Source organism: Nocardioides eburneiflavus, assembly GCF_004785795.1.
In the GTDB taxonomy this organism is placed as follows: domain Bacteria; phylum Actinomycetota; class Actinomycetes; order Propionibacteriales; family Nocardioidaceae; genus Nocardioides; species Nocardioides eburneiflavus.
Genome location: NZ_SRRO01000001.1, coordinates 2,860,506 through 2,876,024, shown reverse-complemented (window position 1 = coordinate 2,876,024; position 15,519 = coordinate 2,860,506). Strand labels below are relative to the sequence as shown.

Below are 15,519 nucleotides of genomic sequence, written 5' to 3'. Positions count from 1 at the left end.
CGCCGCCTAGCCCTGGTCCTCGAGCACGACACCGTGCTCGACGATCGCTGCGTTGAGGGTCTCCAGCGAGAGCGCGCCGAGCCGCAGCACCCGACCCTCGGGGACGGTGACGTCGACGATCGTGGACGCCTCGCCCCCGGGCGACGCGCCGGCATCGACGATGACCGCGACCACGTCGCCGAGCATCTCCTCGGCCTGGTCGGCATCCGTCGCGGCCGGGCGGCCGGTGAGGTTGGCCGAGCTCACCGCCAGGGGGCCGGTGCGCTCGAGCACGGACAGGGCCACCTCGTCGTCGGGCATCCGCACCGCGACCGTGCCGCGGGTCTCGCCGAGGTCCCACATGAGGGAGGCCTGCTGGCGGCACACCAGCGTGAGCGGTCCGGGCCAGAACTGCTCGACGAGGGTGCGGGCCCACGTCGGGACGCCCTCGGCGAGCGCGTCGAGGGTCGTGGCCGCGGACACGAGGACCGGCGGCGGCATCTCGCGACCGCGGCCCTTGGCGTCGAGCAGCCGGCGCACGGCGTCGTGGGAGAACGCGTCGGCCGCGACGCCGTAGACGGTGTCGGTGGGGATGACCACCAGCTCGCCCCGTCGTACGGCACCGGCGGCGGCGGTCACCGCCGCCTCCCGCTCCTCCTCGGTCGAGGTCCTGAGCCTGTCCACGCCGCTCATCGTGCCAGCCTGGCGGTGACGTAGCGCGCCCGACCCGCGAGGTCGCGGTGGTCGGCCACGTCGAGCCACCGGCCGGTGGCGGCGAAGACGGCCGGGGCCGATGCGCCCTGCACGTCGGCGTGCTCGGCACCGACCACTCCCCCGGGTCGTAGGAGCAGGGCCGCACGGCGCTCGAGGACGCGCATCGCGTCGAGGCCGTCCTGGCCGGAGAAGAGGGCCAGATGGGGGTCGTGGTCCCGGGCCTCGGCGGCCACCGACTCCCACGCCTCCAACGGGATGTAGGGCGGGTTGCACACGACCACGTCGACGGTGCCGGTCAGGTCGTCGAAGGCCGTCGCCATGTCGCCCTGGCGCAGGTCGACGCCGGTGCGGGCGAGGTTGCGCTCGGCCCAGGCGTACGCCTGCTCGTCCAGCTCCACCGCGTGGACGTCCGCCTCGGGCAGCTCGTCGGCGACGGCCTTCGCGATGGCGCCGGAGCCCGTGCACAGGTCGACGACCACCGGGGTGGACAGCGCCGAGGCCTGCTCGATCGCCCAGCCGGCGAGCAGCTCGGTCTCCGGCCGGGGCACGAAGACGCCCGGGCCCACCTCCAGGTCCACGTGGCGGAAGGCCGCGGTGCCCGTCAGGTGCTGGAGCGGCTCACGTGCCGCTCGCCGTGCGAGCAGCGCGGCGTACTGCTCCTGCTGCGCGACGTCGAGGTCGTCGACGAGCGGGAGCCTGCCCAGGCCCACGTCGAGGACGTGGGCGAGGAGCAGGTCGGCGTCACGCTCGGGCGAGGACACACCCGCGTCGCGGAGCTGCTGGGCCGCCGCGCGCCGGGCCGCGCTGGCGCGCACTCAGGACTCCAGCGCCGCGAGCCGGGCCGCCATGTCGGTCTCGACGCAGGAGTCCAGCACCGGGGCGAGGTCGCCGTCGAGGACCTGGTCGAGGTTGTAGGCCTTGTAGCCGGTGCGGTGGTCGGAGATCCGGTTCTCCGGGAAGTTGTAGGTGCGGATCCGCTCGGAACGGTCCACGGTGCGCACCTGCGAGCGCCGCGCGTCGCTCGCCTCCGCGTCCGCAGCGTCCTGCGCGGCCTGGAGCAGCCGCGAGCGCAGGATCCGCATCGCGGACTCCTTGTTCTGCAGCTGACTCTTCTCGTTCTGGCAGCTCGCCACGATGCCGGTGGGCAGGTGGGTGATGCGGACGGCCGAGTCGGTCGTGTTGACGCTCTGGCCGCCGGGTCCGCTGGAGCGGTAGACGTCGATGCGCAGGTCGTTGTCGTCGATGGTGACGTCGACGGGCTCCGCCTCGGGCGAGACGAGCACGCCGGCGGCCGAGGTGTGGACACGTCCCTGCGACTCGGTGACCGGGACGCGCTGCACGCGGTGCACGCCGCCCTCGAACTTGAGCAGGGCGTACGGCGCCTGGCCGGGCTCGACCGTGCCGCGCGCCTTGACCGCCGCGGTGACGGACTTGTAGCCGCCGAGGTCGGACTCGGTGGCGTCGAGCACCTCCACGCTCCAGCCCCGGGTCTCGGCGTACCGGGAGTACATCCGCAGCAGGTCGCCGGCGAAGAGTGCCGACTCCTCGCCGCCCTCGCCGGACTTGATCTCCAGCAGGGCGTCCTTGCCGTCGGCGGCGTCCCGCGGCACGAGCAGGCGGCGCAGGCGCTCCCCCACGGCCTCGCGGCGGGTCGCGAGCTCCTCGGCCTCCCTGGCGAACGCAGGGTCGTCCGGAGCGAGCTCGCGCGCCGCCTCGACGTCGTCGCCGAGCCGGTGCCACTCCTGCCAGGTCGACACGACGGCGGTGAGCTCGGCGTACCTCTGGTTGAGCTGCTTGGCCAGGCGCTGGTCGGCGTGCGTCTCGGGCAGGGCCAGGCGCTGCTCGAGCTCGGCGTGCTCCTCGCGCATGCCCTCGACGGCCTCGAACATCGTGCGCTCCTGCTTCCTCGTGCGGGCTCCCGGACAGACGACAAGGCGCCGGCCACCCGCGATGAGCGGGGCGACCGGCGCCTGACGTGCACTACTTGCTCTCGGCAGCAGCCTTCTTGCCGTAGCGGGACTCGAAGCGGGCGACGCGGCCGCCCGTGTCGAGGATCTTCTGCTTGCCGGTGTAGAACGGGTGGCACTGCGAGCAGACGTCGGCGTGGATCGAGCCGGAGGTCGCGGTGCTGCGGGTGGTGAACGACGCGCCGCAGGTGCAGGTCACCTGGGTCTCGACGTACTCGGGGTGGGTGTCCTTCTTCATGGTGTCCTCTCGAATTGCTCCGGGTCGCCCGCGTGGATCGCGTAGTGACGTGAACCGGAACCGACGCACAAGTGTGCCACCGGTGTGAACAACGGCGCCAATCCGGGGATTCCCGCCGTCGGCGGCGCGGAGCCGACGGTGGCCCGCCGGCGATCAGCGACCGCCGACGACCTTCTGCACGGCCTGCTGGGAGTCCGCGGCGGCGAGCCGCTTGCGGATGTCGCCGACGACCGCTCCCTCGGCAGGTGCCAGCAGCCTCTCCTCGTGGCGGGTGCCCGACGCGGCGACGTCGACGGCCGGGACGATGCCCTTGGCCGCCCGCTCCGCGCTGAGCGCCAGCTCCCAGTTCTCGGTGCCGGCGATCTCCTCGAGGAAGAACTCGTCCGTCGCCGAACCGGTGCCCACCGCGACCGTGGCCAGGACCGTCAGCGACCCCGCGTCCTCGATCTTGCGGGCGGCGCCGAAGAACTCCTTGGTCGGGTGCACCGCGGACGCGTCCACGATGCCGGCGAGCACGCGACCGTTGGCCGGCGCGGCCAGGTTGTAGGCCCGGCCGAGGCGGGTCAGCGAGTCGAGCAGCACGACGACGTCGTGGCCGAGCTCGACCAGGCGCTTGGCCCGCTCGATGGCCAGCTCCGCGACCAGCGCGTGGTCGGCCGGCTGCCGGTCGAAGGTCGAGGCGACGACCTCGCCCTTGACGGCACGCTGGAAGTCGGTGACCTCCTCAGGACGCGCGTCGACGAGGACCACCATCACGTGGCACTCGGGGTTGTTGGTCGTCACCGCCTGGGCGATCGACTGCAGCAGCGAGGTCGCGCCCGTACGCGGCGGCGTGAGGATCAGGCCACGCTGGCCCTTGCCGACCGGCGAGGCGATGTCGATGACCTTCCCGGTCAGGTTCGCGTCGTCGGTGGCCAGGCGCAGCCGCTGGTGCGGGTGCACCGGCACCGCGTCGGAGAACTCCGGGCGCTCCTTGGCGCCCTCGGCCTCGGTGCCGTTCACGCTGTCGATGCGGACCATCGGGTTGAACTTCTCGCGACGCTCGCCCTCGCGCGGCTGGCGGACCTGGCCGACCACGGCGTCGCCCCGGCGCAGGTGGTACTTCCGGACCATCGACAGCGAGAGGTAGACGTCCTCGGGACCGGGCAGGTAGCCAGAGGTGCGCACGAACGCGCAGTTGTCCAGCACGTCGAGGATGCCGGCGGCCGGCACCAGCACGTCGTCCTCGAGGATCGTGGTGTCGGGCTCGTTGCGACCGCCCTGGCGCACCGTGGTGCGGTCCCGGCCACGACGGCGGCGGTTGCGGCGGCTGCCGCCCTCGCCGTCCTCGTCGTCGTCGAACTGGTTCTGCTGGGCCTGGTTCTGCTGGTTCTGGCCCTGCTGGGCCTGGTTCTGCTGGTTCTGGCGACCCTGCTTGTCCTGCTGCTGCTTGTCCTGCTGCTGCTTGTCTGGCTTGTTGCCGTCCTTCGAGGACTGCTGGCCCTTCGACGACTTCTGGTTCTTCTGGCCCTTCTGGCCCTGCTGGCGGTCCTGCTGCTGGTCGTCCTGCTTGCGGTCGTCCTGCTGGTCGGCCCGGTTCGGCTCGGCCTGCTCCTGCTCGGCCTGCCTCTGCTCGGCCTGCTCGACCTGGCGCTGCTTGCGGGTCCGGGTCCGGACGGTCGTCCGGGGCGCCGGGACCTCGGCGGGTGCGTCACCGGCTGCCGGAGCGTCCGCCGCCACGGTCTCCTGCCGCGGGGCCGTGGCGGGTTCCGCCTCTGCCGGCCGCCCGCCCGACTGGGTCGCCTTGATGGCGTCGACCAGCTGGGCCTTCTTCATCGAGCCGGCACCGGAGATGCCGAGGCCGACGGCCATCGACTTGAGGTCCGCCAGCAGCATCGAGCTGAGGCCGGCCGGCCTGGCGGTGGCCTTCTTGGCAGGCTTCGAGGGGGTCTCGGTCACGTGGATCCTTCGCACGTCGCGTCGCCTGCGAGGCGCCCGGGGCGGCCTACGAGGCGGATGGTGGTCGCCCGAGCACGCAGTCCTCGCGGATGCCGGAGGACCGGGACGGGCAGGTACGCCGAACGGCGCGCGGTCAGGTTAGCAGGCAGGTCGACCGCCGACAGCCAGCAGTGCCGAGAGCCGCTCGACCGGGTCAGGTGAGGCGCGCGCCCTCGACGTCGATCGACAGCTCGTGCGGCGTCCACCCGCGCGGGCAGCGGGCGAGCAGGTCCGTGGTGTCGGCCGACCCGAACGCCAGCACGGTGGGCCCGGCCCCCGACACGACGGCGGGCACGCCGTCGGCACGCAGCGAGCGTACGAGCTCCAGGGTCTTCGGCATCGCCGGCTCTCGCTGGTCCTGGTGGAGCCAGTCCCGGGTCGCGGCGAGCAGGTGCTCGGGCTGTCCCGTGATCGCGGCCACCAGCAACGCGGCGCGGCCGGAGTTGGCGGCGGCCTCGGCGTGCGGGACGAGGTCGGGCAGCAGGCCGCGGGCGACCGTGGTCTCGACGCCGTCCGGCGGGACGAACACGACCGCCGTGATCCTCGGGTCGACGCCTGCGCGCACCGCGAACCAGCGGTCCGCCTCGCGGCCGGAGATCACGAACCCGCCGTAGAACGCTGCGGCGACGTTGTCGGGGTGGCCCTCGAGGTCGGCCGCGAGGTCGAACAGGGCCTCGTCGGACGCGAGCAGCTGACCACCGGCGACGAGGCCCCGCGCGAGCACGACACCGGCGACGATCGCCGCCGAGGACGACCCGAGGCCGCGCGCGTGCGGGATGACGTTGCGGCACGACAGCCGCAGTCCGGGCGGCTGCTCCCCCATGAGCTCGAAGGCGGCCCGCATCGCCCGGACGACGAGGTGGGTCTCGTCGCGAGGCACGCCGTCGGCGCCGGCACCCGCCACGTCGACCACCAGGCCCTCGGTCAGCACCTCGGCCTCGAGCTCGTCGCGCAGCGACAGCGCCAGGCCGAAGGCGTCGAACCCCGGGCCGAGGTTGGCGGACGTGGCCGGGACGCTGACCCGGGCGGGCCCGTCGACGAAGGTCGCCATGTCTCAGGCGAGACCGGCGGCCGCGGCCGCGGCTGCCACGTCGGCGTCCACGACCGTGTCGACGACGTCACCGTACGACTCGAGCGCGGTGGCGGTGTCCTTGAGGCCGTGGCCGGTGACCGTGATGGCGACCGTCGCACCGGTGTAGGTCTCCCCTGCCGCGAGCTCCGACAGCAGGCCGGCGATGCCGGCGGCCGAGGCCGGCTCGACGAAGACGCCGTCGTGCCGGGCCAGCTGGGCCTGCGCGGCGAGGATCTGGACGTCGGTCACCGCGGCGAACCGACCGCCCGACTCGTGGGCGGCCGCCTCGGCGAGCTTCCACGAGGCGGGGTTGCCGATGCGGATCGCGGTCGCCTTGGTCTCGGGGTCCGGGAAGGGCTCGCCGGTGACGAGCGGCGACGCGCCCTCGGCCTGGAACCCCCGCATGACGGGGCGCCTGCTCGCGCGGCCGAGGTCGGCGTACTGCTCGTAGCCCATCCAGTAGGCCGAGATGTTGCCGGCGTTGCCCACCGGCAGCAGGTGGTAGTCGGGGGCGTCGCCGAGGAAGTCGCAGATCTCGAAGGCCGCGGTCTTCTGGCCCTGGAGGCGGACCGGGTTGACCGAGTTGACCAGCGCCACGGGGTAGTCCCAGGCCAGGCCCTTGGCCATCTGCAGGCAGTGGTCGAAGTTGCCGCGCACCATGATGATCTGGGCGCCGTGCACGACGGCCTGGGCCATCTTGCCCGCGGCGATCTTGCCCTCCGGCACGAGCACCAGCGGCTTGAGGCCGGCCTTCGCGGCGTAGGCCGCCATCGACGCCGACGTGTTGCCGGTCGAGGCGCAGACCACGGCCTGCGCCCCCTCGTGCTTGGCGACCGAGATCGCCGTGGTCATGCCGCGGTCCTTGAAGGACCCGGTCGGGTTGTCGCCCTCGACCTTGAGCCAGACCTGGCCGCCGGTGAGGGACGAGAGCCACTCCGAGTGCACGAGGGGCGTGCCGCCCTCGCGCAGCGTCACCGCCTCGAGGCCGTCGGGCAGCAGGTCGATGAGCGCGCGGTACTCCTCGATGAGGCCACGCCACTGGTGGGTGCTCATTCGTCGCCGCCCTCGACCCGCATCACGGAGGTGACCTCGCGCACGATGTCCATGCTGCGCAGCTGGTCGACGGTCGCGCTGAGGGCGGCGTCGGGTGCGGCGTGCGAGACGACGACGAGCTGGGCGTCGGCTCCGCGTCCCTCCTGGCGGACCGTCTGGATGGACACGTCGTGGTCGGCGAACGCGTTGGCGACCGTCGCGAGCACGCCCGCGCGGTCGTCGACGTCGATCGCGACGTGGTAGCGGGTGCGCGTCTCCCCCATCGGCTGGACCGCCCGGTCGGCGTAGGCCGACTCGCCCGCGCCGCGGGTCTCCGCGAGGCGGTTGCGCGCGATGGTCACCAGGTCGCCGAGCACGGCGCTCGCGGTGGGCGAGCCGCCCGCGCCGGGGCCGTAGAACATGAGCTGGCCGGCGGCCTCGGACTCGACGAACACGGCGTTGTAGGCCTCGCGGACGCTGGCGAGCGGGTGCGACCGCGGGATCATCGCGGGGTGCACCCGGGCGGCGACCTGGTCCTGGCCGTCGGGACCGGGACGCAGCTCGCAGATCGCGAGCAGCTTGACGACCGACCCCATGTCGCGGGCGCTGGCGACGTCGGCTGCGGTGACCTCCGAGATCCCCTCCCGGTAGACGTCGGAGGCGGTGACGCGCGAGTGGAAGGCCAGGCTGGCCAGGATCGCGGCCTTCGCGGCGGCGTCGAAGCCCTCGACGTCCGCGGTCGGGTCGGCCTCGGCGTAGCCGAGCTCCTGCGCCTCCTCGAGGGCCTCGGAGAAGCCCGCCCCCGAGGTGTCCATCTTGTCGAGGATGAAGTTGGTCGTGCCGTTGACGATGCCGAGCACGCGGGTGACCCTGTCGCCGGCGAGCGACTCGCGCAGCGGACGCAGGATCGGGATGGCGCCGGCCACGGCGGCCTCGTAGTAGAGGTCGCGCTCGGCCTTGGCGGCGGCCTCGAAGAGCGTCGGTCCGTCCTCGGCGAGCAGCGCCTTGTTGGCCGTGACGACGCTCGCGCCGTTCTCCAGCGCGGAGAGGATCAGCGAGCGGGCGGGCTCGATGCCGCCGATCACCTCGACGACGAGGTCGACGTCGTCGCGGGCGACCAGGCCGTGCGCGTCGGTGGTCAGCAGGCCGTCGGGGACCTGCACGTCGCGGGGTGCGTCGAGCCGGCGTACGGCGACCCCCACCAGCTCGACCGGGGCACCGACCCGGGCGGCGAGGTCGTCGCGCTGCTCGGCCAGCAGGCGCACCACCTGCGACCCGACCGCGCCGCAGCCGAGCACGGCCACGCCGAGGGGGCGCTGCTTGTCACCGGAAGTCATCAGAGAACACCCACATCGGTCGCGAACAGGTCTGCCTCAGTCTCTCGTCGCAGCACGGTAAAAGTCTTCCCGTCCCGAACTCCGATCACCGGAGGACGCAGCGCGTGGTTGTAGTTGGAGGCCATGGATCTGCAGTAGGCGCCGGTCCCGGGCACCGCCACGAGGTCGCCGGGGCGTACGTCGCCGGGCAGGAACTCGTCCTTGACGACGATGTCACCGGCCTCGCAGTGCTTGCCGACGACGCGGGCGAGGGCGGGCGCGGAACCGGAGACTCGGGAGGCGATCGTGGCGGAGTAGTCGGCGTCGTAGAGGGCGGTGCGGATGTTGTCGCTCATGCCGCCGTCGACCGAGACGTAGGTGCGCACCAGCCCGCCGTCGAGGGCGACCTCCTTGACCGTGCCGACCTCGTAGACGGTGCACATCGAGGGGCCGACGATCGCGCGCCCCGGCTCGATGGACAGCCGCGGCTCGGCGACCCGGAGGGCACGGCACTCGTGCTGGACGATCTTCGTGATCTCCGTCGCGAGCTGCGCGGGGTCGGACGGGTCGTCCTGGGTGGTGTAGGCGATGCCGAACCCGCCGCCGAGGTCCATCTCGGGCATCTCGACGCCGACCTCCTCGCTCACCTGCGCGTGCAGCGTGAGCACCCGGCGGGCAGCGACCTCGAAGCCGGAGGTGTCGAAGATCTGGCTGCCGATGTGGGAGTGCAGCCCCAGCAGCCGGAGGCCGGGCGCGGCGTGCACCCGGCGTACGGCCTCGAGCGCGTCGCCGCTGGCGATGGAGAAGCCGAACTTCTGGTCCTCGTGGGCGGTGGCGATGTACTCGTGGGTGTGCGCCTCGACGCCCGCGGTCACGCGCACCATCACTCCGACGGTGCGACCCCGCTCGCTGGTGACCGAGGCCAGCCGCTCGATCTCGTGGAACGAGTCGACGATGACGCGACCCACGCCCAGCTCGACGGCGCGCTCGAGCTCGGCGACCGTCTTGTTGTTGCCGTGGAAGCCCACCCGCTCCATCGGGAAGCCGGCCCGCTCGGCGACGGCCAGCTCACCGCCGGAGCACACGTCGAGCGACAACCCCTCCTCGGCCAGCCACCGCACGACGGTGGTGCAGAGGAACGCCTTGCCCGCGTAGTAGACGTCGTAGGCGCCGAAGGCGTCGCGGAAGGCGCGGGCCCGGCTGCGGAAGTCGGCCTCGTCGAGGACGTACGCCGGGGAGCCGTGCTCGCGCACCAGCTCGGGCAGCGAGACACCTCCCACGCTCAGCACGCCGTCGGCCTTGGTGGCGGTCTGCGACCAGAGCGACGTCACCAGCGCGTCGGGGTCGCTGGGCTCACGCAGCCAGTGGGGTCCACCGGGACGGTTCGCCCGCAACGCACCGTCGGCGTGCGCCCAGCCGGAGGGGTGGGCGGTCGGCACGACCGATCACATCCTCTCGGGGGCGGAGACGCCGAGCAGGTCGAGGCCGTTGGCGAGCACGGTCCGGACGGCCTGGACGAGGACCAGCCGAGCCTCGTTGGTCGCCGTGACCGGCTCGTCGCCCTGCGGCAGCATCCGGCACTCCTTGGTGTCGTACCACCGGTTGAACACCGCAGCCGTGTCCTCGAGGTAGCGCGAGACCCGGTGCGGCTCGCGGAGCTCCGCGGCGCTGGCGACCACGCGCGGGTAGTCGGCCAGGGCACGCAGGAGGCGGCCGTCGAGCTCGTGGTCGAGCAGCGACGGGTCGAACGCCTCGCCCGGGAGGGACATGCCCACGTCGGTGGCGTTCTCCATCATCCGGCACGTGCGCGCGTGGGCGTACTGCACGTAGTAGACGGGGTTGTCGCTCGAGGCCTTGGTGATCTCGGCGACGTCGAGCGTCAGCGGGCTGTCGGCGGGGTAGCGCGCGAGCGAGTAGCGGAGCGCGTCGACGCCGATCTCGTCCATGAGCTCGTTGAGCGTCACGATCGTGCCGGCCCGCTTGGACAGCCTCAGCTCCTCGCCGTCGCGCATGATCTTGACCAGCTGGCCGATCATCACGTCGAGGGTCAGCTCCGGGTCGTCCCCGACGCAGGCCGCCATCGCCCGCAGCCGCCCGACGTAGCCGTGGTGGTCGGCGCCGAGCAGGTAGATGCAGTGGTCGAAGCCGCGTGCGCGCTTGTTGAGGTAGTAGGCGGTGTCGGAGGCGAAGTAGGTCAGCTCGCCGTTGCTGCGGATGAGCACCCGGTCCTTGTCGTCACCGAAGTCGGTGGTGCGCATCCAGAGCGCTCCGTCGGCCTCGAAGAGGTGGCCGTTGTCCTTGAGGTCGCGCAGGGTGTCGGCCACCGACCCGTGGGACTCGTCGGCGTGGAGGTCGCGCTCGGAGAACCACACGTCGAAGTGGGTGTTGAAGCCGTCGAGCTGGCGCTGCTGCTCCGCGAGCTGCAGTGCGTAGCCGGCCTCGCGGAACGCGCGGAGCCGCTCGCCCTCTGGCAGGTCGACGATCCCGGGCTGTTCGGCCACGATCGCCGCCGCCAGGTCGGCGATGTAGCCGCCCTGGTAGCCGTCGTCGGGGATCGGCCGCCCGAGGGCCGCGGCCTCGAGCGACGCCCCGAAGAGGTCCATCTGGTTGCCACGGTCGTTGATGTAGAACTCGCGCGCCACCTCGGCGCCCGCCGCCTGCAGCACCCGGGCGATCGCGTCGCCCAGGACGGCCCACCGCGTGTGGCCGAGGTGCAGCGGCCCGGTCGGGTTGGCGGAGATGAACTCGATGTTGATCGACTGTCCGGCCAGCGTCCCGGTCCGTCCGTACGCCGCTCCGGCCGCGACGACGTCGGCCGCGACCTGGCCCTGGGCGCCGGCCTCGACCGTCACGTTGAGGAAGCCCGGACCGGCGACCTCGACCTCGGCGATGCCGTCGGCGGCGCGGAGGCGCTCGGCGACGAGGTCGGCGAAGGCACGTGGGTTGGTCCCAGCCTTCTTCGCGAGCTGGAGCGCCACGTTGGTGGCGTAGTCGCCGTGCCCCTTCTGCCGGGGTCGCTCCACCGTCACCTGGGTCGGCACGCCGTCGGGCAGCGTGATCGCGCCGTCGGCCACGAGGGACGCCAGCGCATCGACGATGGTCTCGGAGAGCTGCTCGGGATTCACCGGGCAAGCCTATCGGCGGGCGCCGCCCCCGACCGAACCGGTTTCACGCCCTGACCACCGCCCGCCCACCGGGCACGGCGCGGGCACGTCAGCGGCACGGCAAGGTCGACCTGCCCTAGGGTCCTGCCTGTGACGACGCACCCGACCTACGACCAGCTGATCGACCTCCCGGCCTACGTCGAGCAGCCCGTGCCGATGCCCTTCGAGGACATCAACGGCCACCTCAACGTCCGCCACTACATCGGCATCGCGAGCGAGGGGCTCGACGAGTCCCTCGTCGAGGTCGGCATCCCGCAGATGTGGCCGCTGACCCACGGCCACGCCTGCTTCACCGCCGAGCACCACGTCACCTACCTCGCCGAGCTGCGCACCGGCGACACGATGTCGGCGCGCGTACGCCTCCTCGGTCGCTCCGAGCGCGCGGCGCACGTCCTCGTGTACCTCCTCGACGAGACCCACGAGCGGGTCGCCTGCGTGGTCGAGGAGATCTTCCTCCACATCGACCTCGAGACCCGCCTGACGGCCCCGTGGCCGGACGAGGTGGCGACTGCGCTCGACGCGCGGATCGCCGAGCACGAGGGCCTGGCCTTCCCGGCCACGACCTCCGGCTCCCTCGCACTCCGCTAGGCGGTTTCACCGGCGCGCATCGCGACGGGTAGTCTTCACCGCGCATCGGCCCCCGGCCGGTGCGGGCCTCCGTAGCTCAGGGGATAGAGCACTGGTTTCCGGTACCAGGTGCCGCAGGTTCGAATCCTGCCGGAGGCGCCCACCCGCAAGGCCCGGACCCGCCCAGGTCCGGGCCTTCGTCGTCCCACGGCACTCGTCCCGTGTGACCGGCTTGCGGTGAGCACCGTCACCGATCCGTGCCCTGCTCGTTGACGGCTCGAGGGAGTTACTGGCCGGTCACCTGGGTCGGCACAGTCGTGGGCTCCCCAGGACCCTTGGGAGGGAACGTGCGGCAACGGGCGGAGGATCAGGTGCACACGGGATCCGGGCGGCGGTTCGCCGCCGTGGCGGGCGTCGGGCTGACGGCAGCGCTCGTGCTGTCCGCCGGGGCGGCAGCCCCCGCCGGCGCGAGCGACGGCGCCGACGCCAGGGCCGCGTCCTCCGACACGCTCACGAAGTTCGGCTACCGCGGTGACGTCTACGGCGTGAAGCTGGTGACCGACAGCGTCGAGGCGCTCAACCTCAAGGACGCGCACGCCCAGCAGCTGTGCACCCGCGCGGCCGGCAAGGTCGTGGAGCAGCGGAGCGCGGTCTCGGTCCCGGACAACCCGCTCATCCGGGTCTCGGCCAGCACCAGCCGCACGGAGACGTACGTCGACGGCGCCACCCACGGCGTACGCGGGACCAACACGATCGGCGACATCAGCATCGGCGGCACCGTGGGCCCGCTGACGACGCCACGGCTGGTGATCAAGGGCCTGCAGACCACGGCGCACGCCTTCAACACCCCGCAGGGCTACGGCCACGCCGAGAGCTTCACCTTCGCCAGCATCTCCCTCGAGCTCCTCGAGAACACCGTCGTGCAGCAGCTGCCGCCCGAGCTCCAGGAGCTCCTCGCGCCGCTCGACCAGGTCAGCGACACGGTGTTCACGGGCACCCAGCAGGCCGCCCAGCAGGTCTTCGAGGTGCTCAGCGACGTGACGAAGCCGATCGTGATCCCGGGCCTCGGGTCGATCGCGCTCGGCTACGAGAACGGCCGGGCGAACGACCGCAACGCCCAGTCCCAGGCCTCGGCCCTGCGGATCGAGGTGACCGCCGGTGACCGCCGCCAGCTCGTCGAGCTCGGCACGGCCCGGGTCCGGATGGGCGGTCCGGCGCCGGTGGGAGTGTTCCGGTCCGGGGGCACCGCCATGGACTACCAGGTCCTCGACGGCGCCCTGAGGTTCGGCAACGTCCAGCACAAGGCCCTCCCCTGCCAGGGCTCGCGCGGGCGCACCCAGACCTACCGGGTCCCGCACGCCAGCCAGCTGGTGCCGGTGCCCGTCCTCCTCGACGGCGTGAGCTACCAGGTCAACGGCGACCAGCTCGGCAGGAAGAAGGTCGCCAAGGGCTGGTCACGCACGGCGATCCGGTCGGTGTCCATCCCCACCGCCCAGCTCGTCATCACCGACCTCAGCTCACGCGCAGCGATGCGCCAGAAGGCCGGCAAGCGGGTCCGCTCGAAGGTCTCGACCGCGATCGGGTCGATCACCGTCGGCGGCCAGCCGCTGGAGGTCCCCGCCCCCGGCGGCGTGGTGGAGCTGCCCAACGGCGTCGGGGAGATCCAGCGCCAGCTCGTCGACACCGGCTACCGCGGCTCGCAGGTGATCGGGCTGCGGATCAAGCTCTACTCCGACGCGGTGGTCATCGACCTGGCCAGGACCGCGGGGCGCATCTACCCGCACTGACCGGCGTGCGGGCCGGCGTGCGGGCCGGCGTGCGGGCCGGCGTGCGGGCCGGCGTGCGGGCCGGCGCCGGGACGCCCCCTCGTCAGCGGCCTCAGCAGCCGCGGAGGGTGGCGTCCCGGCGGGCCTCGCGTCCCAGCCGCCGGGCCTGGGCGACGTCGGGGAAGACCACGCTCGCCGCCCCCACGAACCCGATCCGGCCCTGCACCACGCACGTCGTGATGCGGCGCGGGTCGACCTGGGCGACGGCTTGCGCGATCTCGAACAGCTCGGCGGGCGAGGCGTTGGTGTCGGTGTGCGCCATCACGGTCATCACGCCGCGCTCGATGAAGCCCGGCCGGTCGGCCTGGCTGCGGATCCGGGCGTGGATCCCGCGAAGCGTCCGCTGCTGGTTGGCCGAGCGGTCGAAGTCACCGCCCGAGAGGTTGTACCGGATCCGCGAGAAGGCCATCGCGTCGTAGCCGCCGAGGCGGATGCGTCCCTTGCGGAACCCCTCCTTCTTGAGGTTCGGGTCCGAGAAGCGGCGCGGGTTCGTGACGGTGATGCCGCCGATGTCGTCGACCATGTCCTCGAAGAAGGGGAACCGGGTCACCATGACGTAGTCGGGCTCGATGCCGACGAGGTTGCGCATCGCGCCCGCCATGCCACGCGGGCCGGCGAAGTAGAGGGCGGAGTTGATCTTCTCCCTGCCATCGCCCGGGATCGACACCCAGGAGTCGCGCGGCACCCCGATCGCGGTCGCCGCGCCGGTCCGGGTGTTGATCCCGACCAGCTGCAGCGCGTCCCCGCGCGCCCGGGTCATGGCCTGGCCCGGTCGGGCGTCGGAGCCGACGGCAAGGATCCACACGACGTCCTCGCCGCCGGTGGCCACTCCCTGCGCGTGCCGGATCTTCACGAGGGAGACGTCGGTCGGCTGCACCGCCGACTGCGGCACGACGAGGGCGGTCACGCCGAGGACGAGGGTGAGCGCGGCCGCCCTGCCCCAGCGGCGGGCGCGGCGTACGCGGCCTGCGAGACGGTCCATCACCGGGCTCCTTTCGCGATGTCGTAGCCGAAGATCCGCCACGCCCCGCGCTTGCGGGTGAGGAACAGCCGCCCGCGCACGGTCGTGGTGCCGGTCTTCGAGCCGGTCGTGTCGAACTTCAGCAGGACGTGGGCGGTCACGGTCCGCGCCTGCCCGCGCGTCGCGAGGATGTCGACCACCACCGACCGCTTGCGCGCGATGACCGAGTCGATGCGGGGGCCGCCGGTCTGGTTGGTGAGCAGCGCCTTGTCCCCCCGCGCGCGCTTCTGCGCCGCGTCGGTGAACCCGGGGAAGGCCGACGGGAAGCTGCTGCGGGGATAGGCGCCGCCGAGGTACGCCGCCTCCCACCAGCGGTCGACCACGGCGCCGACCTGCCTGCGCACGGCCTTGCGGCGGGCGTCGGGCAGGCGGCCGAAGACCCGGTGGATCGTGGTCCTCGTGGGCACCGGGTGCGAGGCCAGCGCCACCCGCGAGTCGCCACGGCTGAGCCGCTCGGGGGCCGCGGAGGGTCCTGCGGTGGACTGGCACGCGGACGACATCGAGACGAGCAGGACGAGCAAGGGGGCGGCGAGGCGGCGGGCCCACGCGGCGCGGCCCGGTGAGGGGCTTGGCATGACGACTCCAGGCGGTGCAGGTGGTGCGGTGGCGAGGTGGGACGGCGGGTGTGGGCCACACCATGCCTCAA

14 protein-coding genes and 1 tRNA gene are annotated in these 15,519 nt (G+C 72.7%); 3 read left to right on the top strand and 12 right to left on the bottom strand.

The annotated features are described in order from the left end of the window. Positions 1–6 precede the first annotated feature (6 nt). The 10 genes from EXE59_RS13535 to argS all read right to left on the bottom strand — a co-directional run bounded on the left by EXE59_RS13535 (position 7) and on the right by argS (position 11,420). Positions 7–672, bottom strand: coding sequence for an L-threonylcarbamoyladenylate synthase (locus EXE59_RS13535; protein WP_135839374.1), 666 nt, complete (start codon positions 670–672; stop codon positions 7–9). Further along, a complete protein-coding gene (gene prmC / locus EXE59_RS13530; RefSeq protein ID WP_135839373.1) occupies positions 669–1,508 on the bottom strand; it encodes a peptide chain release factor N(5)-glutamine methyltransferase in 840 nt (279 codons plus the stop codon). The genes EXE59_RS13535 and prmC overlap by 4 nt, the downstream gene beginning before the upstream one ends. Further along, positions 1,509–2,582, bottom strand: coding sequence for a peptide chain release factor 1 (gene prfA / locus EXE59_RS13525; protein WP_135839372.1), 1,074 nt, complete (start codon positions 2,580–2,582; stop codon positions 1,509–1,511). A gap of 91 nt (positions 2,583–2,673) precedes the next feature. Beyond that, complete coding sequence (gene rpmE, locus EXE59_RS13520) at positions 2,674–2,898, bottom strand: 50S ribosomal protein L31 (RefSeq protein WP_129453600.1); 225 nt, start codon at positions 2,896–2,898, stop codon at positions 2,674–2,676. A gap of 153 nt (positions 2,899–3,051) precedes the next feature. Next, a complete protein-coding gene (gene rho / locus EXE59_RS13515) occupies positions 3,052–4,836 on the bottom strand; it encodes a transcription termination factor Rho (RefSeq protein WP_246056777.1) in 1,785 nt (594 codons plus the stop codon). 193 nt (positions 4,837–5,029) lie between these two features. Beyond that, the gene (thrB, locus tag EXE59_RS13510) at positions 5,030–5,926 is read right to left on the bottom strand and encodes a homoserine kinase (protein WP_135839371.1); all 897 of its coding nucleotides are present in this window, start codon (positions 5,924–5,926) and stop codon (positions 5,030–5,032) included. A gap of 3 nt (positions 5,927–5,929) precedes the next feature. Then, complete coding sequence (thrC, locus tag EXE59_RS13505) at positions 5,930–7,000, bottom strand: threonine synthase (protein WP_135839370.1); 1,071 nt, start codon at positions 6,998–7,000, stop codon at positions 5,930–5,932. After that, on the bottom strand, positions 6,997–8,316 hold the full coding sequence (locus EXE59_RS13500; RefSeq protein ID WP_135839369.1) for a homoserine dehydrogenase: 1,320 nt from the start codon (positions 8,314–8,316) through the stop codon (positions 6,997–6,999). Before EXE59_RS13500 ends, thrC begins: the two co-directional genes overlap by 4 nt. Beyond that, positions 8,316–9,734, bottom strand: coding sequence for a diaminopimelate decarboxylase (gene lysA / locus EXE59_RS13495; RefSeq protein WP_425464516.1), 1,419 nt, complete (start codon positions 9,732–9,734; stop codon positions 8,316–8,318). The genes EXE59_RS13500 and lysA overlap by 1 nt, the downstream gene beginning before the upstream one ends. A gap of 6 nt (positions 9,735–9,740) precedes the next feature. Beyond that, positions 9,741–11,420 carry an arginine--tRNA ligase gene (gene argS, locus EXE59_RS13490; RefSeq protein ID WP_135839368.1) on the bottom strand — a complete coding sequence of 560 codons (1,680 nt, stop codon included), beginning with the start codon at positions 11,418–11,420 and terminating at the stop codon, positions 9,741–9,743. A 129-nt stretch (positions 11,421–11,549) separates the two neighbouring features. Between argS and EXE59_RS13485 the strand changes: the two genes are divergently transcribed. The 3 genes from EXE59_RS13485 to EXE59_RS13475 all read left to right on the top strand — a co-directional run bounded on the left by EXE59_RS13485 (position 11,550) and on the right by EXE59_RS13475 (position 13,813). Beyond that, positions 11,550–12,047, top strand: coding sequence for a thioesterase family protein (locus EXE59_RS13485; protein ID WP_135839367.1), 498 nt, complete (start codon positions 11,550–11,552; stop codon positions 12,045–12,047). Between the two features lie 65 nt (positions 12,048–12,112). Continuing rightward, positions 12,113–12,185, top strand: a tRNA-Arg gene (locus tag EXE59_RS13480). A gap of 212 nt (positions 12,186–12,397) precedes the next feature. Next, on the top strand, positions 12,398–13,813 hold the full coding sequence (locus EXE59_RS13475; RefSeq protein ID WP_135839366.1) for a choice-of-anchor P family protein: 1,416 nt from the start codon (positions 12,398–12,400) through the stop codon (positions 13,811–13,813). A gap of 91 nt (positions 13,814–13,904) precedes the next feature. Here EXE59_RS13475 and EXE59_RS13470 read toward each other — a convergent pair whose 3' ends face one another. Together EXE59_RS13470 and EXE59_RS13465 are read right to left on the bottom strand one after the other, a co-directional pair. Then, the gene (locus EXE59_RS13470; protein WP_135839365.1) at positions 13,905–14,834 is read right to left on the bottom strand and encodes an LCP family protein; all 930 of its coding nucleotides are present in this window, start codon (positions 14,832–14,834) and stop codon (positions 13,905–13,907) included. Next, the gene (locus tag EXE59_RS13465; RefSeq protein ID WP_135839364.1) at positions 14,834–15,448 is read right to left on the bottom strand and encodes a hypothetical protein; all 615 of its coding nucleotides are present in this window, start codon (positions 15,446–15,448) and stop codon (positions 14,834–14,836) included. Before EXE59_RS13465 ends, EXE59_RS13470 begins: the two co-directional genes overlap by 1 nt. Positions 15,449–15,519 lie beyond the last annotated feature (71 nt).